We start from the raw sequence: 23,385 nt of genomic DNA, 5'->3' as shown, positions 1-23,385 counted from the left end.
TATTTTCTCCGCATTCCTATCCGCTGCTGCATGGGCCAACGCATTGCACACTTATCGTCCGTGACGACTCAACCATCGTTCGGCCAGCACACGCGCCTTCGCGTCTGCCGTGAACACTGCCGCGAGATCATCCACTGCTACCACAGGCTCGAGATTCAAGGTTTCTTCGATGATACTCGCGATTTCCGGGTAGCGAACCCGTCCGTCGAGAAAGGCCGCAACCGCGACCTCATTGGCCGCATTCAACATGGCCGGTGCACTGTTGCCTGCTTCGGCCGCCAGACGGGCCAGGCGCAGGCAAGGAAAACGCTCCTCATCGGGCGCCTGGAAGTCCAGACGCGCGATGGCAAACAGATCGAGCGGCGCCACACCCGAATCGATCCGCTCCGGCCAGGCAAGCGCATGGGCGATTGGCGTGCGCATGTCAGGATTACCCAATTGAGCCAACACCGAGCCATCGATATAGTCGACTAGCGAATGAATGACGCTCTGCGGGTGAATCACCACTTCGACCTGGGAAGGCTTGGCATCGAACAGCCAGCAGGCCTCGATCAGTTCGAGCCCTTTATTCATCATGCTGGCCGAGTCGACCGAAATCTTGCGCCCCATGGACCAATTCGGATGAGCACAGGCCTGCTCGGGGGTAACATGTGCCAGCTCAGCCATGGGTGTCTGCCGGAACGGGCCACCCGATGCCGTCAGCAGAATCCGACGCACACCGACCGCCCCCAGACCTCGGGCAAAATCCTGCGGCACGCACTGGAAAATCGCGTTGTGCTCACTGTCGATCGGCAGTAATACCGAGCCACTCTTGCGCACAGCCTGCATGAACAACGCACCGGACATTACCAGTGCTTCCTTGTTGGCCAGGAGGATTTTTTTGCCAGCCTCGACTGCCGCCAAGGTCGGACGCAAACCCGCCGCACCGACAATGGCCGCCATGACCGCATCGACTTCCGGGTCGGCGGCGACCTGACACAGACCTTCCTCCCCCACCAAAACCCGGGTCGAAAGACCTGCCGCACGCAGATCATCCTGCAACACTCGAGCAGCCGCCGCTTCAGGCACTACAGCGAATCGCGGAGTATGACGCACGCACAGTGCCAGCAGCTCACTCAAGCGTGTGAAGCCGCTCAAGGCGTAAGCTTGATAGCGCGCAGGATGGCGAGCGATGACATCAAGGGTGCTCAGACCGATCGAACCCGTCGCCCCCAACACGGTAATCTGCTGTGGGCGGCTCACGGTGCAGCCATCCACAACAGTACGGCAAATACAGGGATCGCGGCGGTCAGACTGTCGATCCGATCCAGTACGCCGCCGTGTCCCGGCAGCAGATTACTGCTGTCCTTGATCCCTGACTGGCGCTTGAACATGCTTTCGGTAAGGTCGCCCACGACTGAAATAAACACGATCAACGCCGCGCCGATCAGCCCCTTGAACAGCTCGGCAACCGTCCAATCACGGAAAAACCCGACCAGGACAGTGATGATCAGGCTCAGCGCCAAACCACCGTAAACGCCTTCCCAACTTTTTCCCGGGCTGACTAGCGGCGCCAACTTGCGCTTGCCGAACGCCCGACCGGAAAAATACGCGCCGATATCGGCCCCCCAGACCAGCACCATCACCGCCATGATCAACCAGTTCCCCAGGGGCTCCTGCTTGATAAGGACCAGGCCCTGCCAGGCCGGCAGCAGAATCAGCAGTCCGATCACCAGCTTGCAGGCCGCACTGGCCCAGTGATCGCTGGAGCGTGGATACGTCAGCACCAGATAGGTCGCAATGCCCCACCAGAGCACCGAAGCCCCCAGTATCCAGGGCGCGAGCCCCGGCAACAGGTGCATGACAAACAGCATCAACGCGACGGCTGCGGCATAAGCAACGCGCATCGACTGCTCATTGAAACCCGCCAGGCGAGCCCACTCCCAGCCCCCCAGGGTCACTACCAATCCGATGAACAACGCGAAGGCAGACCCCTCGAGAAGGAAGAAACCGCACAGGGCAATCGGCAGCAGGATCAGCGCGGTGATGATTCGTTGTTTGAGCATTAAACCCGGGCTCCAGCCTCGACCTGCTCGCTCGTTTTACCGAAGCGACGCTGGCGAGATGCGAAATCGGCCAGCGCGTTACGCATGGCGTCGTGTTTGAAGTCCGGCCAGAACAGGTCGGAGAAGTACAATTCGGCATAGGCCAGCTGCCACAGCAAAAAGTTGCTGATGCGGTGTTCGCCACCGGTACGGATGCACAAGTCCGGTAACGGCAGATCACCGGTAGCCAAACAGGTTTGCAGTAATTCCGGGGTGATGTCTTCGGGTCGCAGGTGCCCCGCCTGAACTTCCCGAGCCAGGCGCTGTGCCGCCTGCGCGATATCCCACTGACCGCCGTAATTGGCGGCGATCTGCAGAACGAAGCGATTGGCGCCTGCGGTCATGTTCTCGGCTTCACGCATCGCAGCCTGAAGCTCCGGGTGGAAACGCGAACGGTCGCCAATGATGCGCAAGCTGATGTTGTTGTCGTTGAGGCGCTTGGCCTCACGACGCAATGCCTTGAAGAACAGATCCATCAAGGCACTGACCTCATCGGCCGGGCGCTGCCAGTTCTCACTGGAAAACGCGAACAAGGTCAGTACTTCGACCCCCGCCTCGGCGCACACCTCGATGACCGCACGAACCGCATCCACACCCGCTTTATGCCCGGCGATACCCGGCATAAAGCGTTTTTTCGCCCAGCGATTATTACCATCCATGATGATCGCGACATGGCGCGGCACCGCAGGCGGTGCAATCTGCTTGGTCTTTTCCATGAAAACGTGACCCTTATACGGCCATCAGGTCTTTTTCTTTCTGCGCCAAATCCGCATCGATTTTAGCCACGAACTTTTTGGTCAGATCGTCGATTTCGCCAGTGGCGCGACGCTCTTCGTCTTCACTGATTTCCTTTTCCTTGACCAGATCCTTGAGCTGGCTGTTCGCGTCACGACGGATGTTGCGCACCGCAACACGGGCGTCTTCAGCAACATCGCGAGCCTGTTTGGTGAAGCCCTTACGGGTTTCCTCAGTCAGGGCCGGCATGGAAATCAGCAGCAACTCACCGAGGTTGGTCGGATTGAGGTTCAGACCAGCGCTACCGATCGCCTTGTCTACAGCACCCAGCATATTGCGTTCGAAGGCAACGACTTGCAGGGTGCGAGCGTCTTTGACAGTGATGTTCGCAACTTGCTTGATCGGCGTGTCGGAACCGTAATACGGCACCATGACACCTTCCAGAATGCTTGGATGCGCCTGGCCGGTACGAATACGACCGAAGTTGTGCGCCAGCGATTCCACGGATTTCTGCATGCGCTCTTGAGCGTCTTTCTTGATTTCGTTGATCATTGTTGGCCTTCCTCGATCAGGGTCCCTTCAGCGCCACCGTGCACGATGTTCAGCAGGGCGCCGGGCTTGTTCATGTTAAATACGCGCAACGGCATCTTGTGGTCGCGGCACAGGCAAATGGCCGTCAGATCCATCACGCCCAGCTTGCGATCCAGTACTTCATCGTAGGTCAGATGATCGAACTTCTCGGCATGCGGGTCTTTGAATGGGTCAGCGGTGTAGACGCCATCGACCTTGGTCGCCTTCAGCACGACATCGGCATCGATTTCGATTGCACGCAGGCAGGCTGCCGAATCCGTGGTAAAGAACGGGTTGCCGGTACCGGCTGCGAAAATCACGACATCCTTGGAGTTCAGGTGACGCATGGCCTTGCGGCGATCATAGTGATCGGTCACGCCAACCATGGAAATGGCCGACATCACAATGGCCGAGATATTGGCACGTTCGAGCGCATCGCGCATCGCCAAGGCGTTCATCACAGTGGCCAGCATGCCCATGTGGTCGCCAGTGACCCGATCCATCCCGGCCTTGCTCAGCGCTTCGCCACGGAACAGGTTACCGCCGCCGATCACCAGACCGACCTGAACACCGATGCCGACCAGTTGGCCAACTTCCAGCGCCATGCGATCCAGAACTTTCGGATCGATCCCGAACTCTTCCGACCCCATCAGGGCCTCGCCGCTAAGCTTGAGTAGAATGCGTTTATAGCGAGCCTGATAACCACTGCCCTGCTGAGCCATTGCGAATCTCTCCTGCGGCGTATTTTAAAAATTCTTTGCGAGCTGTTTTCAGCTGGCGTTCACTCTAGCTTGGCGCTGCTTCAGCGCCATCGGAACATGGCTTTGTAAGTCAGTTCCAAAAGGAAACCAATTAAAAATTGGTGCCCCATCTGAAAAGAGGCTGCGCGCGTGAGCGGGCAGCCTCTTCAGGGCGACAGTTAAAAAACCGTCTTATTGCTTGGAAGCAGCCGCAACCTGAGCAGCAACTTCTTCAGCGAAGTTGTCAACTGGCTTCTCGATGCCTTCGCCGACCTTGAAGTAGGTGAAGGAAACGATTTCTGCGCCAGCTTTCTTGGCCAGGGCACCAACGGTGATTTCCGGGTTCATGACGAAAGCTTGCTCGACCAGGCTGGCTTCGGCCAGGAACTTGGTGATACGGCCAGCGATCATCTTCTCGACGATTTCTGCTGGTTTGCCTTTCATCTTGTCTTCGTTCAGGGTCATGAAAACACCCTTCTCGCGCTCGATGGCCTCTGGCGAAACCTGCGATGGCAGCAGGAACTCAGGGTTGCTTGCCGCCACGTGCATGGCGATCTCTTTGGCCAGCTGTACATCGCCGCCCTTGAGAACAACAGCAACACCGATCTTGTTACCGTGCAGGTAGGTGCCGACAACGTCACCCTCGACGCGTACCAGACGACGGATGTTGACGTTTTCGCCAACTTTGGCAACCAGGGCTTCACGAGCCAATTCCTGAGCGGCGATCAGCGGAGCTGCGTCGGTCAGTTTTTCGTCGAAAGCTTTTTCTACGCTGGCAGCAACGAAGTTCTTGAAGTCGTCTTGCAGGGCCAGGAAGTCGGTCTGCGAGTTAACTTCCAGCAGAACGGCGGACTTGTCGTCAGCCTTGATGGCGATTGCGCCTTCAGCGGCAACGTTGCCAGCTTTCTTGGCAGCCTTGATGGCGCCCGAAGCACGCATGTCATCAATGGCTTTTTCGATGTCGCCGCCAGCCTTGGTCAAGGCCTTTTTGCAGTCCATCATGCCTTCGCCAGTACGCTCGCGCAGTTCTTTGACCAACGCTGCAGTAATCTCTGCCATTTCAAAATTCCTCTTGGATAGGTTATCAACCATTCCACCCGATCGAACGGGCGTTCAATTCTTCTCGAACCACCCTTGTTAGCTGCCGCACGTTACAGATGAAGCAGAGGGCGCCAACAAATGGTTTCCGAGGTGGCAAAAAGGGGGCCAAGCCCCCTTTTTGCTTACTGAGTCAACGCCAGGGGCGTTAATTACTCAGCTGCAGCTACCGGAGCTTCTTCAACGAAAACTTCGGTGCCGCCAGAAACGTTGTTGCGACCACGGATAACAGCGTCAGCCATCGAACCCATGTACAGCTGGATAGCGCGGATTGCGTCATCGTTGCCTGGGATGATGTAGTCAACGCCTTCCGGGCTGCTGTTGGTATCGACTACGCCGATAACCGGGATGCCCAGCTTGTTGGCTTCGGTGATCGCGATGCGCTCGTGATCAACGTCGATAACGAACAGAGCGTCTGGCAGACCGCCCATGTCCTTGATACCACCCAGGGAACGATCCAGCTTTTCCAGGTCACGGGAGCGCATCAGCGCTTCTTTCTTGGTCAGCTTGGCGAAAGTACCGTCTTCGGCTTGTACTTCAAGGTCACGCAGACGCTTGATGGAAGCACGGATGGTTTTGAAGTTGGTCAGCATGCCGCCCAACCAGCGGTGATCGACGTACGGCGAACCGCAACGTGCTGCTTCTTCAGCAACGATCTTGCCAGCGGAACGCTTGGTGCCGACGAACAGAATCTTGTTTTTGCCCTGGGCCAGGCGCTCTACGAAAGTCAGAGCTTCGTTGAACATTGGCAGGGTTTTTTCAAGGTTGATGATGTGGATCTTGTTACGCGCGCCGAAAATGTATTTACCCATTTTCGGGTTCCAGTAACGGGTCTGGTGACCGAAGTGCACACCGGCCTTCAGCATATCGCGCATGTTGACTTGGGACATGATAGTTCCTTAATAAGTCGGGTTTGGCCTCCACGTATCCCAATGACCAACCAGCAGCATCAGCTGAAGGCACCCAGGTCATCGTGTCGACACGTGTGTGGATTTAGGCTTTTCGGGGCATCCCCGGAAAGCGGCGCATTTTATATCACAAGGGAGGAAAAAACGAAACCCGGATTCTGAAATCCTGGTCACCACACAGTTCCCGCCCTTGGAATCGGCCCACAATGCACCATTGTATGGAGATAAGCGATTCACAGAGCGGCGGATTTGCCCCGATCGTCTGTTAGAATTGCGTTTTTCAGGGCTGCGAAGTTCGATTGCGCAACGCCCTTTTCGTTGAGAAAGCGCCATCGAGCGCAGAGAGAGCCTGTATGACCGTCACCCTCAAAACCCCCGAGGACATCGCAAAAATGCGCGTCGCCGGCAAACTGGCCGCCGATGTGCTGGAAATGATTGCCGAATACGTCAAGCCGGGGGTGACCACCGATCAACTGAACCAGATCTGCCACGACTATATTGTCAACGAGCAGAAAGCCATCCCTGCCCCGCTCAACTACAAGGGCTACCCGAAGTCGATTTGCACATCGATCAACCACGTGGTCTGCCACGGCATCCCGAACGACAAACCGCTGAAGGATGGCGACACCCTGAACATCGATGTCACCGTTATCAAGGACGGCTACCACGGCGATACCAGCCGCATGTTCCACGTCGGCACCGTGCCGGTCTGGGCCGAGCGTCTGTCGCAAGTGACCCAGGAATGCATGTACAAGGCGATTGAAATCGTCAAACCCGGTTGCCGCCTCGGCGACATCGGTGAAATCATCCAGAAACACGCTGAAAAGAACGGTTTCTCGGTGGTTCGCGAATTCTGTGGTCACGGCATCGGTAAAGTTTTCCACGAAGAGCCACAGATCCTGCACTACGGCCGCGCGGGCACCGGCATGGAACTGCAAGCCGGCATGACCTTCACCATCGAGCCGATGATCAACCAGGGCAAGGCTGACACCAAGGTCCTGGGCGACGGCTGGACCGCGATCACCAAGGATCGCAAGCTGTCGGCACAGTGGGAACACACGCTGCTGGTGACCGAAACCGGTTATGAGATCTTCACCTTGCGCAGCGATGACACCATCCCGCGCATTTCGGCCTGATCCGCCCCGCTCCATTCCCAGCCTTATAGAAAGGAAAGCCAATCGATGCCGCAGGTGGATCCAGAACTCTTCGATCGCGGCCAGTTCCAGGCTGAACTGGCCCTGAAGGCAAGCCCGATCGCGGCCTTCAAGAAGGCGATCCGCCAGGCCCGCGAGGTGCTCGACGGGCGCTTTCGCAGCGGCCGGGACATTCGCCGGTTGATCGAGGATCGTGCCTGGTTCGTCGATAACATCCTGCAAAAGGCCTGGGAACAGTTCGACTGGAGTGAAGACGCCGACATCGCACTGGTTGCGGTCGGCGGCTATGGTCGGGGTGAATTGCACCCCTACTCCGACATCGATCTGCTGATCCTGCTGGACAGCGCCGATCATGAAATTTTCCGTGACTCCATCGAGCGCTTTCTGACGCTGCTGTGGGACATCGGCCTGGAAGTCGGTCAGAGCGTTCGCTCGGTCGACGAATGTGCCCAGGAGGCCCGCGCCGATCTGACGGTTGTCACCAACCTGATGGAAAGCCGGACCATCTGCGGCCCTGAGCGCTTGCGCCAACGCATGCTGGACGTCACCAGCACCGCGCACATGTGGCCGAGCAAGGATTTCTTTCTGGCCAAGCGGGCCGAACAGAAGGCCCGTCACCACAAGTACAACGACACCGAATACAACCTGGAACCCAACGTCAAAGGCTCGCCGGGCGGACTGCGGGACATTCAGACGATTCTGTGGGTGGCACGTCGCGAGTACGGCACCCTGAACCTGCGCGCACTGGCCGGCGAAGGCTTCCTGGTAGAGAGCGAAAACGCCCTGCTGGCGTCTTCCCAGGAATTCCTGTGGAAAGTGCGTTACGCCCTGCACATGCTCGCCGGCCGCTCGGAAGACCGCCTGCTGTTCGATCACCAGCGCACCATTGCCAAGCTGCTGGGGTTCGAAGGCGACGATGCCAAGCAAGCCATCGAAAACTTCATGCAGCAGTATTACCGGGTGGTGATGAGCATTGCCCAGCTCAGCGACCTGATCATCCAGCACTTCGAGGAGGTCATCCTCGCACCGGATGATCAAGCGCCGCCGCAGCCGATCAACTCGCGATTCCAGCTCCACGATGGCTACATCGAGGCGCGCAACGACAACGTTTTCCGTCGCACCCCGTTTGCCATGCTGGAGATCTTCGTGCTGATGGCCCAGCAGCCGGAAATCAAGGGCGTGCGCGCCGACACCATTCGCCTGCTGCGCGAAAACCGTCACCTGATCGACGACGATTTCCGCAACGATATTCGCAACACCAGCCTGTTCATCGAATTGTTCAAGTGCAAGATCGGCATCCATCGCAACCTGCGCCGCATGAACCGTTACGGCATCCTCGGGCGTTATCTGCCGGAATTTGGCTTTATCGTCGGACAAATGCAGCACGACCTGTTTCACATTTATACGGTCGATGCCCACACCCTGAACCTGATCAAGCATCTGCGTAAGTTGCAGTACACGCAGGTGTCGGAAAAATTCCCGCTGGCCAGCAAACTCATGGGCAAGCTGCCCAAACCCGAGCTGATCTACCTGGCCGGGCTGTACCACGACATCGGCAAGGGCCGGCATGGCGATCACTCGGATATCGGCGCCGTGGATGCCGAAGCTTTTTGCCAGCGCCACCAACTCCCCGTGTGGGACAGTCGCCTGATCGTCTGGCTGGTGCAGAACCATCTGGTGATGTCGACCACCGCCCAGCGCAAGGACTTGTCCGACCCGCAGGTGATCCACGATTTCGCACAGATCGTCGGCGATGAAACCCGTCTCGACTACCTGTACGTGCTGACCGTCGCCGACATCAACGCCACCAACCCGACCCTGTGGAACTCCTGGCGTGCCAGCCTTCTGCGCCAGCTCTACACCGAAACCAAGCGCGCCCTTCGTCGCGGCCTGGAAAACCCGGTCGATCGCGAGGAGCAGATCCGCCAGACCCAGAGCGCCGCCCTGGACATTCTGGTGCGCGGCGGCACCGATCCGGACGACGTCGAGCAATTGTGGGCGCAATTGGGCGATGACTATTTCCTGCGCCACACCGCTGGCGACGTGGCCTGGCACAGCGATGCGATCCTCCAGCAGCCAGCCGATGGCGGGCCACTGGTGCTGATCAAGGAGACCACTCAGCGCGAGTTCGAGGGTGGCACGCAAATCTTCATCTACGCACCCGACCAGCACGACTTCTTCGCCGTGACCGTGGCCGCGATGGACCAGCTCAACCTGAACATCCACGACGCCCGGGTCATCACCTCCAGCAGCCAGTTCACCCTCGACACCTACATTGTGCTCGACGCCGATGGCGACTCGATCGGCGATAATCCGGCACGGGTCAAGGAGATCCGCGAAGGCCTGACCGAAGCCCTGCGAAACCCGGCCGACTACCCGACCATCATCCAGCGCCGGGTACCGCGCCAGCTCAAGCATTTTGCCTTCGCGCCGCAGGTCACGATCCATAACGATGCACAGCGCCCGGTCACCGTACTTGAACTGACCGCGCCCGACCGCCCCGGCCTGCTGGCGCGAATCGGTACGATCTTCCTGGAGTTCGACCTGTCGCTGCAAAACGCCAAGATTGCGACCCTGGGCGAACGGGTGGAAGACGTCTTCTTCATCACCGATGCCAACAACCAGCCTTTATCCGACCCGCAGTTGTGCAGCCGGTTACAAGATGCAATCGTCGAGCAGTTGAGCGTCAATCAGGAACCCGATATCAAACTGTCGCGTATCAGCATTTGAATAACAAATTTCCCGAATGGAGCCCGCCCCTGTAGGAGCTGGCTTGCCAGCGATGGACAAAAGGCGCCGCGTTTATCCTGTAGAAACGCGTCATCGTTAACGCCCATCGCTGGCAATCCAGCGCTTGCAAAGGGTCGGCCAGCCGCCACACCGAACGAGATCTACCGATGAACAACGCTCTGACCCAGCTCCAGCCCTACCCTTTCGAAAAGCTCCGCGCCCTGCTCGGCAGCGTCACGCCAAACCCGGAAAAGCGCGCCATCGCGCTGTCCATCGGCGAGCCGAAACACCGCTCGCCAAGCTTTGTCGCCGAAGCGCTGGCAAGCAATCTGGATCAGATGGCCGTGTACCCGACCACCCTCGGCATCCCGGCCCTGCGCGAAGCCATCGCGGCATGGTGCGAACGTCGCTTCAACGTCCCGAACGGTTGGCTCGACCCAGCGCGCAACGTGCTGCCGGTCAATGGCACCCGTGAAGCGCTGTTCGCCTTCACCCAGACCGTGGTCAACCGTGGCGACGATGCGCTGGTGGTCAGCCCGAACCCGTTCTATCAGATCTACGAAGGCGCGGCGTTCCTGGCCGGTGCCAAGCCGCATTACCTGCCATGCCTGGATGAAAACGGCTTCAACCCGGACTTCGATGCCGTTTCACCGGACATCTGGAAACGCTGCCAGATCCTGTTCCTGTGCTCGCCTGGCAACCCGACCGGCGCGCTGATCCCGGTCGACACCCTGAAAAAGCTGATCGCCCTGGCTGACGAATACGACTTCGTGATCGCTGCCGACGAGTGCTACAGCGAACTGTACTTCGACGAACAAACCCCGCCGCCCGGCCTGCTCAGTGCCTGCGTGGAACTAGACCGCAAGGACTTCAAGCGTTGCGTGGTATTCCACAGCCTGTCCAAGCGCTCGAACCTGCCAGGCCTGCGTTCGGGTTTTGTCGCGGGTGATGCGGACATCCTCAAAGGCTTCCTGCTGTATCGCACCTACCACGGCTGCGCGATGCCGGTACAAACCCAACTGGCCAGCGTCGCCGCGTGGAACGACGAAGTGCACGTGCGCGCCAACCGTGCCCTGTACCGCGAGAAGTATGACGCAGTGCTGGAAATCCTCAGCCCGGTCATGGACGTGCAGCGCCCGGATGGCGGTTTTTACCTGTGGCCGAATGTAGCCGGTGACGACGCTGCCTTCTGCCGCGACCTGTTCGAACAGGAGCACGTGACCGTGGTGCCGGGTTCTTACCTGTCGCGGGATGTCGATGGCGTCAACCCGGGCGCAGGCCGTGTGCGCATGGCACTGGTCGCGCCACTGGCCGAATGCGTCGAAGCCGCGGAACGTATCCGTGACTTCGTCCAGCGTCGTAAATAGTACGCGTCCTCTGTAGGGGCGAGCTTGCGCCTACAACGGTTATTTGACCTGTCCGAGTTTCGCTTCACTCAGGTCCAGCTCACTCAACACCTCACGCAAGACGTCATCACCAATCTGGTGATGACGGCTGAGGCTATACAACTCCAGGCGTTGCGCCCGCAGCGCCTTCAAGCGCAGACGCCGCTCCAGCAAATCCATCTGAAACGCCAGCGCCTGGGCTTCAGCCGAATCGTTGTATACCTCCAGTTGATGCCGATATTCGGACATGATCCGCGCCTTGAGCTCTGCCGATAAGGCGGATTCAGCAGCGTCATGAGGGTTGACCTCTTCGACTTCGAGCGCATGAATAGCCGCCTCGGCGGTTTTGCGCCAGGCATCGCGCACTTCACTTCGACGCTTGTCGTCAGGACTTTTTTCGATCCCGCGCAGCAGCAACGGCAAGGCAATGCAGGCCGCGATCAGCGACAACAGAATGACCCCGGCCGCGATGAAGATCAGCAGGTCACGCTCAGGAAACTCGCTGCGACCCATGAGCATCGGCACCGACAGCACACCCGCCAATGTCACCGCGCCGCGAACGCCACCGACGGTCAGCAACCAACAGGAACGCGCGCTGGGCACCCGGGTGATCTGATCAGCGCCGCGCCAGCGCCGCAGCAAAATGGACAGGCGCCAGATGCTCTGCACCCAGACAAACCGCAACACCAGCAGCACCAGGAAAATCGCCAGGACATCCAGACAACGGTAAAGCAACGTTGGCCACAGTGATGTTTCGTGGCTGGCCACGGCTTTGATGATGTCCGGTAACTGCAGACCCAACAGCAGGAAGATCAAGCCGTTGAAGGCAAACTCCAGCAAGGACCAGACGCTGCGATTGAGCAAGCGGGTATTGGTCTGGCGCGGAAGCAGGTCAAGCCAGCTCTGCATCATCCCCGCCGCCACCGCCGACAGAATGCCCGACACCCCCACCCGCTCGGCCAGCACGTAGGCGGCAAATGGCAACAGCAACATGAAAACCACATGCGTGGCCGGATCATCCCAACCGCGGGCCACCATCCACGAGCGCAAGCGCCCCACCAGCCAGCTCAACGCCACGCCCGTGGCCAGGCCTCCAATTGCCACCAGCACGAAAGTGACACTGGCATTGGCCAGCGAGAACACGCCTGTCACGGCGGCCACCAAGGCAAACTTGAAAGTCACCAGACCCGACGCATCGTTCATCAGCGCCTCGCCCTGCAGCATGTGCATCAATGGCGTCGGCAAGCGGTTCTGGGAGATCGCCGATACCGCCACGGCATCGGTCGGCGACAGCACCGCCGCCAGTGCAAACGCCACGGCCAGCGGAATGCTCGGCAACAACCAATGAATGAAATACCCCGCACCGACCACCGTGAACAACACCAGGCCCACCGCCAGCGTCAAAATCGGCCCGCGCAAGCGCCAGAACTCACGCTTGGGCATGCGCCAGCCATCGGAAAACAACAGCGGTGGCAGGAACAGAAACAGAAACAGCTCAGGATCAAGGGCGACGTGCAGCCCGAGTGTCGGCCAGGCAAGCAAGGCACCGGCGCCAATCTGCACCAATGGCAACGGCAACGGGATCACCCGTCCGATCAGGCGTGAAACGCCGACCAACATCAGCATGATCAGGACGGTGTAGGCGGTTTGCATAACGCAGGGTTCCCGGACAAACGACAGCATTGAAGTGCCATATTAGCCGCTTAGACTGTGCACTGACCTTTGCACCAATGTCGCACGCGGTCCTGCAGGAACGAGCTCGCTCGCGAGAGTCGCCAACAATAGCGCTACCAAACTGACACCCCGTGGTGTTCTCGAGTTCATCGCGAGCGGGCTCGCGCCTACAGGGTTTCATGCAGGTGATAAAGACAAACCCGACCACAGCCGACGCGAAACCGTCCGGTCATGGCATAATCCCGAACCTTTTATTTCCGGCACCTGTAAAGGGGGCGATTCCTTGACCGTTTCAAGTAAAACGTTGCACCTTTTCGGCATCAAAGCCTGCGACACCATGAAAAAGGCGCGCACCTGGCTTGATGAACACGCTGTCAGCTATGACTTCCATGATTACAAGGCGGTCGGTATCGACCGTGAACACCTGACCCAATGGTGCAACGAGCACGGCTGGGAAGTGGTGTTGAACCGTGCAGGCACGACCTTTCGCAAGCTCGACGACGAACGCAAAGCCGATCTCGACCAGTCGAAAGCCATCGAGCTGATGCTCGCACAACCTTCGATGATCAAGCGCCCGGTGCTCGATCTCGGTGACCGAACCCTGATTGGCTTCAAGCCAGATATCTACGCGGCAGCACTCAAGTAGGCAGCCCGTTCCAATTTGCTAGAGGTATCAACATGTCCACTACCCCGTTCAGCCTGGCCTTTGGTGTCGGCACTCAAAACCGTCAAGGCGCATGGCTGGAAGTGTTTTACGCGCAGCCATTGCTTAATCCGTCCGCCGAACTGATCGCTGCCATCGCCCCGGTTCTGGGCTACACCGAAGGCAACCAGGCCATCGCCTTCACCACCGCACAGGCTTCGCAACTGGCTGAAGCGTGCAAAGGCGTCGACGCTGCCCAGGCCGCCCTGCTGACCCGTCTGGCCGAGAGCCACAAGCCGCTGGTTGCGACCATCCTGGCCGAAGACGCTCAACTGACTTCCACGCCTGAGGCTTACCTCAAGCTGCACCTGCTGTCCCATCGCCTGGTCAAGCCCCACGGCCTGAACCTGGCCGGTGTCTTCCCGCTGCTGCCAAACGTGGCGTGGACCAGCCAGGGTGCGATCGACCTGGCCGAACTGGCCGAGCATCAACTGGAAGCCCGCCTGCGCGGCGAGTTGCTCGAAGTGTTCTCGGTGGACAAGTTCCCGAAAATGACTGACTACGTCGTACCGGCCGGCGTGCGTATCGCTGACGCGGCACGCCTGCGCCTGGGCGCTTACGTTGGCGAAGGCACGACCGTGATGCACGAAGGTTTCGTCAATTTCAACGCCGGCACCGAAGGCCCGGGCATGATCGAAGGCCGTGTATCGGCTGGTGTATTCGTCGGCAAGGGCTCTGACCTGGGCGGCGGTTGCTCGACCATGGGCACCCTGTCGGGCGGCGGCAACATCGTGATCAAGGTGGGCGAAGGCTGCCTGATCGGCGCCAACGCCGGTATCGGTATCCCGTTGGGCGACCGCAACACCGTTGAATCGGGCCTGTACGTGACCGCTGGCACCAAAGTGGCCCTGCTGGACGAGAAAAACCAGCTGGTCAAAGTGGTCAAGGCCCGTGAACTGGCGGGTCAGCCTGACCTGCTGTTCCGCCGCAATTCGGAAACCGGTGCCGTGGAGTGCAAAACCCACAAATCGGCGATCGAACTGAACGAAGCACTGCACGCTCACAACTAAGCGTCATACAAGTTCACCTGTAGGAGCGAGCCTGCTCGCGATGGACGTCAACGATAACGCGGGGCATCAGATAGCCCGTGTCTTCCACGCGATCATCGCGAGCAGGTTCGCTCCCACCGGGGTCTGGCGTACACCCGCCCAAGTTCACCAGGGCTCAAAAGCATGATGATTCCCTCTCCCTGGCGCGCCGACTTTCCGGCCATCGCCGCGCTGCAACGGCAAGACCAGACCTATCTGGACAGCGCCGCCACCACGCAAAAACCTCAAGCCCTGCTCGATGCCCTCACGCATTACTACGCCAACGGCGCGGCCAACGTGCATCGGGCGCAACACCTGCCGGGCGCCCATGCCACCCAGGCCTTCGAGGACAGCCGCAGCAAAGTCGCCCAGTGGCTCAATGCCGGGGACCGCGGGCAAATTATCTTCACCCACGGCGCGACGTCTGCGCTGAATCTCCTGGCCTATGGCCTGGAACACCTATTCAACCCGGGCGATGAAATCGTCATCAGCGCCCTGGAGCATCACGCCAACCTGCTGCCCTGGCAGCAACTGGCCAAGCGTCGCGCGTTGAAACTGGTGATCCTGCCGCTGAACGCCGACGGTCTGATCGACCTCGAAGCCGCGGCGCAGTTCATCGGCCCGCGCACTCGCCTGATGGCGGTCAGCCAGTTGTCCAACGTGCTCGGCGCCTGGCAACCGTTGCCCGCACTGCTGGCAATGGCCAAGGCGCACAACGCCCTGACCGTGATCGACGGCGCCCAAGGCGTGGTCCATGGTCGACATGACGTCCAGGCACTGGGTTGCGACTTCTATGTGTTTTCCAGCCACAAGCTCTATGGCCCCGATGGCCTGGGCGTGCTGTTCGGGCGCAATGAAGCCCTGCAACAGCTTCAGCCCTGGCAGTTCGGCGGCGAGATGGTGCTGGACGCCAACTACCACGACGCACGCTTTCGCCCTGCGCCGCTGGGGTTTGAGGCGGGCACACCGCCGATTGCCAGTGTGATCGGTTTGGGCGCGAGCCTGGATTACCTCGCCGGGCTCGATCAGGACGCCGTATCCGCCCATGAAGCGGCACTGCATGACTATCTGCTCAAAGGCCTTGAGGCGCGCAACGGCATTCACCTGCTGGGCAAGCCGCAAGTGGCATTGGCCAGTTTCACCGTCCAAGGTGTGCATAACTCCGATCTGGCCCATTTGCTGACCGAGCAAGGGATCGCGGTGCGCGCCGGTCATCATTGCGCCATGCCGTTGCTCAAAAGCCTTCAACTGGCCGGGGCGATTCGGGTGTCGCTGGGGTTATACAACGACTCTGAAGACCTTGAGCGCTTCTTTGAAGCACTGGACCAGGCACTGGAGTTGCTGCGATGAGTTTGCCCGTCGATGCCGTGACCGCCCTGCACGCCTTTCAGAATGCGCCCGGTTGGGAACAACGGGCACGCCTGTTGATGCAATGGGGCGAACGCCTGCCGGCGTTGAGCGATGCGGACAAGGTTGACGCCAACCGCGTGCACGGCTGTGAGAGCCAGGTATGGCTGGTAGGCGAATTGCGCGATGGTCATTGGCAGTTCAGTGCCAACAGCGATGCGCGGTTGATTCGCGGCTTGGTGGCGCTGCTGCTGGCACGGGTCAACGGCTTGTCGGCGGTTGAATTGCAACAGGTGGACTTGCCGGACTGGTTCAATCAGCTGGGGCTCGGTCGCCAGTTGTCCCCGTCCCGTAGCAATGGTTTGAACGCTGTTTTACAGCGGATGCGTGACTTGGCAGGTTAATAGCCTTCAGCAACAACCATCAAACCTCAGGTTTGACCCGATCCGCCGGCCGCCGCACGCCCGCCACAATCTTGTCCACCGCCTTGGTCGCGGCGACCATGCCGAACGTCGCCGTCACCATCATCACCGCGCCAAACCCGCCGGCGCAGTCGAGCTTCACGCCGTCGCCGACAAAACTCTTCTGCAGGCAAATGCTGCCGTCCGGTTTCGGGTAGCGCAGTTGCTCGGTGGAAAACACGCAGGGCACGCTGTAATGGCGGGTCACGGTGCGCGAGAAGCCATAGTCGCGACGCAGGGTCGAGCGCACTTTCGAAGCCAATGGGTCATTGAAGGTGCGGTTCAGGTCACAGACCTGGATCAGTGTCGGATCAATCTGCCCGCCCGCGCCGCCGGTGGTGATGATCTGGATCTTGCGGCGCTTGCACCAGGCGATCAGCGCTGCCTTGGCATTAACGCTGTCGATGCAGTCGATCACGCAGTCGATGTTCGGCGTGATGTACTCGGCCATGGTCTCGCGGGTCACGAAATCCGCCACCGCGTGCACGGTGCAGTCCGGGTTGATCCCGCGCAGGCGCTCGGCCATCACTTCGACCTTGGGCTTGCCGACGGTGCTGTCCAGCGCATGCAACTGACGGTTGGCATTGCTGACGCAGACGTCATCCAGGTCAAACAGCGAAATCTCGCCCACGCCGCAGCGCGCCATGGCTTCCGCCGCCCAGGAACCTACGCCACCGACGCCGACGATCGCCACATGGGCCGCGCGCAGGCGCTCAAGGCCTTCGATGCCATACAAACGGGCAATACCAGCAAACCGCGGATCTTCTGTACTCATGACCATTACCCCAAAAACCGGCGCGCATTATAGAGGGTGTCCGGCCTTCTAATAAGATTTAACTTTCAAGCTACAAGTGTAAGAACTTATGTGAAAGCACATTGCCCAATGTCGGGCATTTCCCTGTCCGATGTACGTTCAGCGATCTGCCGGTGTAGGATGCGCGCCCCTTGGCGGTAGCCAACCGTTCCTTCGTTCCACAGCCTTTGGAACCTGAAATAGCTATGTCATCGCGTAAATTTGGACTCAATCTGGTGGTGGTGCTCGCCATCGCTGCCTTGTTTACCGGCTTCTGGGCGCTGATCAATCGCCCGGTCACCGCCCCCAACTGGCCTGAACAGATTTCCGGCTTCTCCTATTCGCCGTTCCAGCAGGGCCAATTCCCACAGAAGGACCAGTACCCCACTGACGACCAAATGCGGCGTGATCTGGAGATCATGAGCAAGCTGACGGACAACATCCGTATTTACTCGGTCGACGGCACGCTGGAGGACATCCCCAAGCTCGCGGAAGAATTCGGCCTGCGGGTGACCCTGGGGATCTGGATCAGCCCGGACCAGGAGCGCAACGAGCGAGAAATCGCCCGGGCCATCGAACTGGCCAACACCTCGCGCAGCGTCGTACGCGTGGTTGTAGGCAACGAGGCGATTTTCCGTAAGGAAATTACCGCACAGGAACTCAGCGTCCTGCTGGATCGCGTCCGCGCCGCCGTGAAAGTGCCGGTCACCACGTCAGAGCAGTGGCACGTCTGGGAAGAACACCCGGAACTGGCCAAGCACGTCGACCTGATCGCCGCGCACGTCCTTCCTTACTGGGAATTTATCCCGGTGGACAAAGCCCAGCAGTTCGTTCTGGACCGCGCCCGCGATCTGAAAAAGATGTTCCCGAAAAAACCGCTGCTGCTGTCTGAAGTGGGCTGGCCGAGCAACGGCCGCATGCGCGGGGGCGCCGACGCGTCGCCGGCAGACCAGGCAATCTACTTGCGCACCCTGGTCAACAAACTTAACCGCCAGGGCTTCAACTACTTCGTGATCGAAGCCTTCGACCAGCCGTGGAAGGCCAGCGACGAAGGTTCGGTGGGTGCGTATTGGGGCGTGTTCAACGCCGCGCGCCAGCAGAAATTCAACTTCGAAGGCCCGGTCGTCGCCATTCCGCAATGGCGCGTACTGGCCATCGGCTCGGTGGTGCTGGCACTGCTGTCGCTGACCCTGCTGATGATCGACGGCTCGGCCCTGCGCCAACGCGGCCGTACCTTCCTGACGTTCATCGCGTTCCTCTGCGGTTCGGTGCTGGTGTGGATCGGTTATGACTACAGCCAGCAATACAGCACCTGGTTCAGCCTGACGGTGGGCTTCCTGCTCGCCCTCGGTGCGCTCGGGGTGTTCATCGTGCTGCTCACCGAGGCCCATGAACTGGCCGAGGCGGTGTGGATTCACAAGCGCCGCCGGGAATTCCTGCCGGTGGTCGGCGATTCGAACTACCGCCCCAAAGTGTCGATTCACGTACCGTGCTACAACGAGCCGCCCGAGATGGTCAAACAGACCCTCGACGCCCTGGCCAACCTCGATTATCCGGACTTCGAAGTCCTGATCATCGACAACAACACCAAGGACCCGGCGGTCTGGGAACCGGTGCGCGACTACTGCGAAACCCTCGGCCCGCGCTTCAAGTTCTTCCACGTCGCGCCATTGGCCGGCTTCAAGGGCGGCGCGCTGAATTACCTGATTCCGCATACCGCCAAGGACGCCGAAGTCATCGCGGTCATCGACTCCGACTACTGCGTGCACCCGAACTGGCTCAAGCACATGGTGCCGCACTTCGCCGATCCGAAAATCGCCGTGGTGCAATCGCCGCAGGACTATCGCGACCAGAACGAAAGCACCTTCAAGAAGCTCTGCTACGCGGAATACAAAGGCTTCTTCCACATCGGTATGGTCACCCGCAACGACCGTGACGCGATCATCCAGCACGGCACCATGACCATGACCCGTCGCTCGGTGCTCGAAGAACTGGGCTGGGCCGACTGGTGCATCTGTGAGGACGCCGAGCTGGGTCTGCGGGTGTTCGAAAAAGGTTTGTCGGCGGCGTACTACCACGACAGTTACGGCAAGGGCCTGATGCCCGATACCTTTATCGACTTCAAGAAACAGCGGTTCCGCTGGGCCTACGGTGCCATTCAGATCATCAAGCGCCACACCGCCAGCCTGCTGCGCGGCAAGGACACCGAACTGACCCGCGGCCAGCGTTACCACTTCCTGGCGGGCTGGTTGCCGTGGGTGGCGGACGGCATGAACATCTTCTTCACCGTCGGTGCACTGCTGTGGTCGGCGGCGATGATCATCGTGCCGCAACGGGTCGATCCGCCACTGCTGATCTTCGCCATCCCGCCGTTGGCACTGTTCGTGTTCAAGGTCGGCAAGATCATCTTCCTCTACCGCCGTGCGGTGGGCGTGAACCTGAAAGACGCGTTCTGCGCGGCCCTGGCCGGGCTGGCGTTGTCGCACACCATCGCCAAAGCGGTGCTGTACGGCTTCTTCACCAGCAGCATTCCGTTCTTCCGCACCCCGAAGAATGCCGATAACCACGGCTTCTGGGTGGCGATCTCGGAAGCGCGCGAAGAGGTGTTCATCATGCTCTTGCTATGGGGCGCGGCGCTGGGGATTTTCCTGGTCAACGGCATGCCGAGCAATGACATGCGCTTCTGGGTCACCATGTTGCTGGTGCAATCGCTGCCTTACCTGGCGGCGCTGATCATGGCGTTCCTGTCGTCACTGCCAAAACCCGTGGCCGAGACGGCAACGGCACCTGCGGTCTAAATCTTCGCGGATGCACTAAACGGCGGCCTATGGTCGCCGTTTTGCTTTAAGATAACCGCCATTTTGCAGGGCTTGGCTGAAGGGCCAGACCCAATACCTGTAGGAGCGAGCCTGCTCGCGAGAAACGCAAGGGCAACGCGGTCATTCAGATCGCACGCGTTACCGTTATCGTCCATCGCGAGCAAGCTCGCTCCTACACATTTACAGAATCCGGAGTTTTCACATGACGGCCCACGCCGACCTTTCGCCGACCCTTCAACTCGCCATCGACCTGATCCGCCGTCCCTCCGTGACGCCGGTCGACGCCGATTGCCAGAAGCAGATGATGCAGCGCCTGGGCGATGCCGGTTTTGCGCTCGAGCCGATGCGCATCGAGGATGTGGATAACTTCTGGGCCACCCACGGCAAACACGACGGCCCTGTGCTGTGCTTCGCCGGTCACACCGACGTCGTACCGACCGGCCCGGTGACCGCCTGGCAGATCGAGCCGTTCAACGCAGTGATCGACGAACACGGCATGCTCTGCGGCCGTGGCGCGGCGGACATGAAAGGCAGCCTCGCCGCCATGACCGTGGCCGCCGAACGCTTTGTCGCCGACTACCCGGATCACAAGGGCAAGGTCGCGTTCCTGATCACCAGCGACGAAGAAGGCCCGGCGCACCACGGCACCAAAGCCGTGGTCGAGCGCCTGGCGGCGCGCAAAGAGCGTCTGGACTGGTGCATCGTCGGCGAGCCGTCGAGCACCACCCTGGTCGGTGATGTGGTCAAGAACGGCCGTCGTGGCTCCCTCGGCGCCAAGCTGACCGTACGCGGTCTGCAGGGCCACGTCGCCTATCCGCACCTGGCGAAGAACCCGATCCACCTCGCTGCCCCGGCCCTGGCCGAACTGGCCGCCGAGCACTGGGACCACGGCAACGACTTCTTCCCGCCGACCAGTTTCCAGATTTCCAACGTCAACTCCGGCACCGGTGCGACCAACGTCATCCCGGGCGATCTGGTCGCGGTGTTCAACTTCCGCTTCTCCACCGAATCCACCGTCGAAGGCCTGCAGAAGCGCGTGGCCGACATCCTCGACAAACACGGCCTGGACTGGCACATCGACTGGGCGCTGTCCGGCTTGCCATTCCTCACCGAGCCGGGCGCGCTGCTCGACGCCGTTTCGTCCAGCATCAAGGACATCACCGGTCGCGAGACCAAGGCGTCCACCAGCGGCGGCACCTCCGACGGGCGCTTCATCGCCACCATGGGCACGCAAGTGGTTGAGCTGGGGCCGGTCAACGCGACCATCCACCAGGTCAACGAGCGGGTGCTGGCGGCTGATCTCGACGTGCTGACCGAAATCTATTACCAGACCCTGATCAAGTTGCTCGCCTGATGCTGGCCTGCCCGATTTGCAGCGAACCGCTCAACGCGGTGGACAACGGCGTGGCCTGCCCCGCCGGGCATCGTTTCGACCGTGCACGCCAGGGTTACCTGAACCTGTTGCCGGTGCAGCACAAGAACAGCCGTGATCCTGGGGATAACCAGGCGATGGTCGAAGCCCGCCGCGACTTTCTGAACGCTGGCCACTACGCCCCCGTGGCCAGGCGCCTGGCGGAGCTGGCGGCCGGTTATGCGCCGCAACGCTGGCTGGACATCGGTTGTGGCGAGGGTTACTACACCGCGCAAATCGCCGATGCCTTGCCGGACGCCGACGGTTACGCGCTGGATATTTCCCGGGAAGCAGTCAAGCGCGCCTGCAAACGCAATCCGCAACTGACCTGGTTGATCGCCAGCATGGCCCGCGTGCCCCTGGCGTCCGGCAGTTGCCAGTTTCTGGCCAGTGTCTTCAGCCCGCTGGACTGGCTGGAAGCCAAACGCCTGCTCAGCCCTGGCGGTGGACTGATGAAAGTCGGACCGACCAGCGGCCACCTGATGGAATTGCGCGAGCGACTGTATGACGAAGTCCGCGAATACATTGACGACAAGCACCTGGATCTGGTGCCTGAAGGCATGGCGCTGGCGCACAGTGAAACCCTGGAATTCAAGCTGACACTCGCCAGCGGCCAGGACCGGGCGAACCTGCTGGCCATGACACCCCATGGTTGGCGTGCCAGCGCTGAACGCCGGGCTGCCGTTATCGAGCAGGCCGAGCCGTTCGAGGTCACCGTGTCGATGCGCTACGATTATTTCGTTCTTCAATAACTTCAAACATTTTTGGTCTTGGGCAACGGCTCAAGACCGGCTAAATCCGCGAATGGATTTTTCAGATACGCAGTGAGGACATCCATGCGCCAACCCGATATCGAGATTTACCTGAAAGACGCCGACGTCGACCACAAGGCCATCTCCGCCTGGCTCGGTGCCGCCCTGGGCCCTTGCACCGACTGGGTGCAGAAAGGCCAGACCTACAAGTGCAAGGCCGGTAACGTGCCGGTCACCTGGTTGCCGAAAGCCGTAGGAAAATGGAACAGCCTGTACCTGGAAAGCGACCAGACCCCATGGGAAGACGACATTGCGTGCGCACGCGCCGCCTTTGCCGCACTGAACGTCGAAGTGCGTTGCGCACCGGGGAGCTGGGTCGAGGAGGAAGGCGAGGAGACGGCCGATCGCTGGATTCGCATCAGCGCCGATGGTGAAGAAGAGATCACCTGGAAGACCGCTTAAAGCCTGAACACCGCACCTGTAGGAGCGAGCTTGCTCGCGATGGTCGTCAACGATAACGCGCCATTTCCGGAAAGCGCGGCGTCCTTGAGATCTTCGCGAGCAAGCTCGCTCCTACAGTGGTTTTGAGATGAGCTGAAGTTGGGGTTACAACCCCACCACATCCTCAGCCTGCAACCCCTTCTGCCCTTCCACCACCGCGTATTCAACCTGCTGACCTTCCGTCAGTGAGCGATGCCCCTCACCACGAATGGCCCGGTAGTGCACGAATACGTCCACCCCGTCCGCGCGCTGGATAAAACCGTAGCCCTTGGCGTCGTTGAACCACTTCACGTTGCCGGTTTCACGTGTTGCCATCTGTTCATACTCCTTTTTTATTATGGGTCGGGCTTTTCGCAGGAAAGCCTCGGGAACATTGCTAGCACTGGTCGTGCCATTGTCTGGCCAGCGCGGGCTCGCCGAGTATATGACAGCCGTAAAAACTCTCAACTCACTTTACTTAGCCGCTTTTTTGCCGATTTTCAGCGAATACGG

At 60.0% G+C, this 23,385-nt stretch carries 21 protein-coding genes; 11 read left to right on the top strand and 10 right to left on the bottom strand.

Features of this window, described 5'->3' with window-relative positions; translation table 11 throughout:
• Positions 1–51: 51 nt before the first annotated feature.
• The 7 genes from ispC to rpsB form a co-directional block, all read right to left on the bottom strand.
• A complete protein-coding gene (gene ispC / locus AC1Q6D_RS11180) occupies positions 52–1,242 on the bottom strand; it encodes a 1-deoxy-D-xylulose-5-phosphate reductoisomerase (RefSeq protein ID WP_103403610.1) in 1,191 nt (396 codons plus the stop codon).
• Positions 1,239–2,045, bottom strand: a complete 807-nt coding sequence (locus tag AC1Q6D_RS11175; RefSeq protein ID WP_047526313.1) for a phosphatidate cytidylyltransferase — start codon at positions 2,043–2,045, stop codon at positions 1,239–1,241. Before AC1Q6D_RS11175 ends, ispC begins: the two co-directional genes overlap by 4 nt.
• Positions 2,045–2,800: a polyprenyl diphosphate synthase gene (gene uppS, locus AC1Q6D_RS11170; RefSeq protein WP_047526310.1), complete on the bottom strand. Its 756-nt coding sequence runs from the start codon at positions 2,798–2,800 to the stop codon at positions 2,045–2,047. Before uppS ends, AC1Q6D_RS11175 begins: the two co-directional genes overlap by 1 nt.
• A gap of 13 nt (positions 2,801–2,813) precedes the next feature.
• The gene (gene frr / locus AC1Q6D_RS11165; protein ID WP_008000041.1) at positions 2,814–3,371 is read right to left on the bottom strand and encodes a ribosome recycling factor; all 558 of its coding nucleotides are present in this window, start codon (positions 3,369–3,371) and stop codon (positions 2,814–2,816) included.
• Positions 3,368–4,111: a UMP kinase gene (pyrH, locus tag AC1Q6D_RS11160; protein WP_003222124.1), complete on the bottom strand. Its 744-nt coding sequence runs from the start codon at positions 4,109–4,111 to the stop codon at positions 3,368–3,370. The genes frr and pyrH overlap by 4 nt, the downstream gene beginning before the upstream one ends.
• Before the next feature lie 210 nt (positions 4,112–4,321).
• On the bottom strand, positions 4,322–5,188 hold the full coding sequence (gene tsf, locus AC1Q6D_RS11155; RefSeq protein WP_047526300.1) for a translation elongation factor Ts: 867 nt from the start codon (positions 5,186–5,188) through the stop codon (positions 4,322–4,324).
• A gap of 191 nt (positions 5,189–5,379) precedes the next feature.
• Positions 5,380–6,117, bottom strand: coding sequence for a 30S ribosomal protein S2 (gene rpsB / locus AC1Q6D_RS11150; RefSeq protein ID WP_047526298.1), 738 nt, complete (start codon positions 6,115–6,117; stop codon positions 5,380–5,382).
• Between the two features lie 371 nt (positions 6,118–6,488).
• On the opposite strand from rpsB, the gene map reads away from it, so the two are divergent.
• The 3 genes from map (at position 6,489) to dapC (ending at position 11,386) form a co-directional block, all read left to right on the top strand.
• Positions 6,489–7,271 carry a type I methionyl aminopeptidase gene (gene map, locus AC1Q6D_RS11145; protein ID WP_090316922.1) on the top strand — a complete coding sequence of 261 codons (783 nt, stop codon included), beginning with the start codon at positions 6,489–6,491 and terminating at the stop codon, positions 7,269–7,271.
• A gap of 45 nt (positions 7,272–7,316) precedes the next feature.
• Positions 7,317–10,019 carry a [protein-PII] uridylyltransferase gene (locus AC1Q6D_RS11140; RefSeq protein ID WP_103403611.1) on the top strand — a complete coding sequence of 901 codons (2,703 nt, stop codon included), beginning with the start codon at positions 7,317–7,319 and terminating at the stop codon, positions 10,017–10,019.
• 167 nt (positions 10,020–10,186) lie between these two features.
• Positions 10,187–11,386, top strand: a complete 1,200-nt coding sequence (dapC, locus tag AC1Q6D_RS11135; RefSeq protein ID WP_103403612.1) for a succinyldiaminopimelate transaminase — start codon at positions 10,187–10,189, stop codon at positions 11,384–11,386.
• Positions 11,387–11,425: 39 nt separating this feature from the next.
• Here the strand turns inward: dapC and AC1Q6D_RS11130 are convergent, their stop codons facing one another.
• Positions 11,426–13,057, bottom strand: coding sequence for a Na+/H+ antiporter (locus tag AC1Q6D_RS11130; protein ID WP_103403613.1), 1,632 nt, complete (start codon positions 13,055–13,057; stop codon positions 11,426–11,428).
• A 304-nt stretch (positions 13,058–13,361) separates the two neighbouring features.
• On the opposite strand from AC1Q6D_RS11130, the gene AC1Q6D_RS11125 reads away from it, so the two are divergent.
• From AC1Q6D_RS11125 to AC1Q6D_RS11110, 4 genes are all read left to right on the top strand, one after another.
• Positions 13,362–13,724 (top strand): ArsC family reductase, encoded by a 363-nt coding sequence (locus tag AC1Q6D_RS11125; protein ID WP_008057297.1) that lies wholly within the window; start codon positions 13,362–13,364, stop codon positions 13,722–13,724.
• 32 nt (positions 13,725–13,756) lie between these two features.
• Positions 13,757–14,791 (top strand): 2,3,4,5-tetrahydropyridine-2,6-dicarboxylate N-succinyltransferase, encoded by a 1,035-nt coding sequence (gene dapD / locus AC1Q6D_RS11120; protein ID WP_103403614.1) that lies wholly within the window; start codon positions 13,757–13,759, stop codon positions 14,789–14,791.
• A 162-nt stretch (positions 14,792–14,953) separates the two neighbouring features.
• Positions 14,954–16,159: an aminotransferase class V-fold PLP-dependent enzyme gene (locus tag AC1Q6D_RS11115; protein WP_103403615.1), complete on the top strand. Its 1,206-nt coding sequence runs from the start codon at positions 14,954–14,956 to the stop codon at positions 16,157–16,159.
• Positions 16,156–16,560 (top strand): SufE family protein, encoded by a 405-nt coding sequence (locus AC1Q6D_RS11110; protein ID WP_103403616.1) that lies wholly within the window; start codon positions 16,156–16,158, stop codon positions 16,558–16,560. The genes AC1Q6D_RS11115 and AC1Q6D_RS11110 overlap by 4 nt, the downstream gene beginning before the upstream one ends.
• A gap of 19 nt (positions 16,561–16,579) precedes the next feature.
• Here the strand turns inward: AC1Q6D_RS11110 and tcdA are convergent, their stop codons facing one another.
• Positions 16,580–17,392 carry a tRNA cyclic N6-threonylcarbamoyladenosine(37) synthase TcdA gene (gene tcdA / locus AC1Q6D_RS11105; protein ID WP_161793914.1) on the bottom strand — a complete coding sequence of 271 codons (813 nt, stop codon included), beginning with the start codon at positions 17,390–17,392 and terminating at the stop codon, positions 16,580–16,582.
• A gap of 224 nt (positions 17,393–17,616) precedes the next feature.
• On the opposite strand from tcdA, the gene AC1Q6D_RS11100 reads away from it, so the two are divergent.
• From AC1Q6D_RS11100 to AC1Q6D_RS11085, 4 genes are all read left to right on the top strand, one after another.
• Positions 17,617–20,208: a glycosyltransferase gene (locus AC1Q6D_RS11100; protein WP_103403617.1), complete on the top strand. Its 2,592-nt coding sequence runs from the start codon at positions 17,617–17,619 to the stop codon at positions 20,206–20,208.
• A 223-nt stretch (positions 20,209–20,431) separates the two neighbouring features.
• A complete protein-coding gene (gene dapE / locus AC1Q6D_RS11095; RefSeq protein ID WP_103403618.1) occupies positions 20,432–21,583 on the top strand; it encodes a succinyl-diaminopimelate desuccinylase in 1,152 nt (383 codons plus the stop codon).
• On the top strand, positions 21,583–22,392 hold the full coding sequence (locus AC1Q6D_RS11090) for a putative RNA methyltransferase (RefSeq protein ID WP_103403619.1): 810 nt from the start codon (positions 21,583–21,585) through the stop codon (positions 22,390–22,392). The genes dapE and AC1Q6D_RS11090 overlap by 1 nt, the downstream gene beginning before the upstream one ends.
• Before the next feature lie 84 nt (positions 22,393–22,476).
• Positions 22,477–22,854 (top strand): hypothetical protein, encoded by a 378-nt coding sequence (locus tag AC1Q6D_RS11085; RefSeq protein ID WP_020799880.1) that lies wholly within the window; start codon positions 22,477–22,479, stop codon positions 22,852–22,854.
• Positions 22,855–22,998: 144 nt separating this feature from the next.
• On the opposite strand, the gene AC1Q6D_RS11080 is transcribed toward AC1Q6D_RS11085, so the two are convergent.
• Positions 22,999–23,208: a cold shock domain-containing protein gene (locus AC1Q6D_RS11080; protein WP_019647794.1), complete on the bottom strand. Its 210-nt coding sequence runs from the start codon at positions 23,206–23,208 to the stop codon at positions 22,999–23,001.
• Positions 23,209–23,385: the final 177 nt, after the last annotated feature.

The organism is Pseudomonas sp. MT92 (assembly GCF_058792515.1).
The sequence above is the reverse complement of the archived record's forward strand: the minus strand, read 5'-3'. Positions and strand labels throughout refer to the sequence as shown.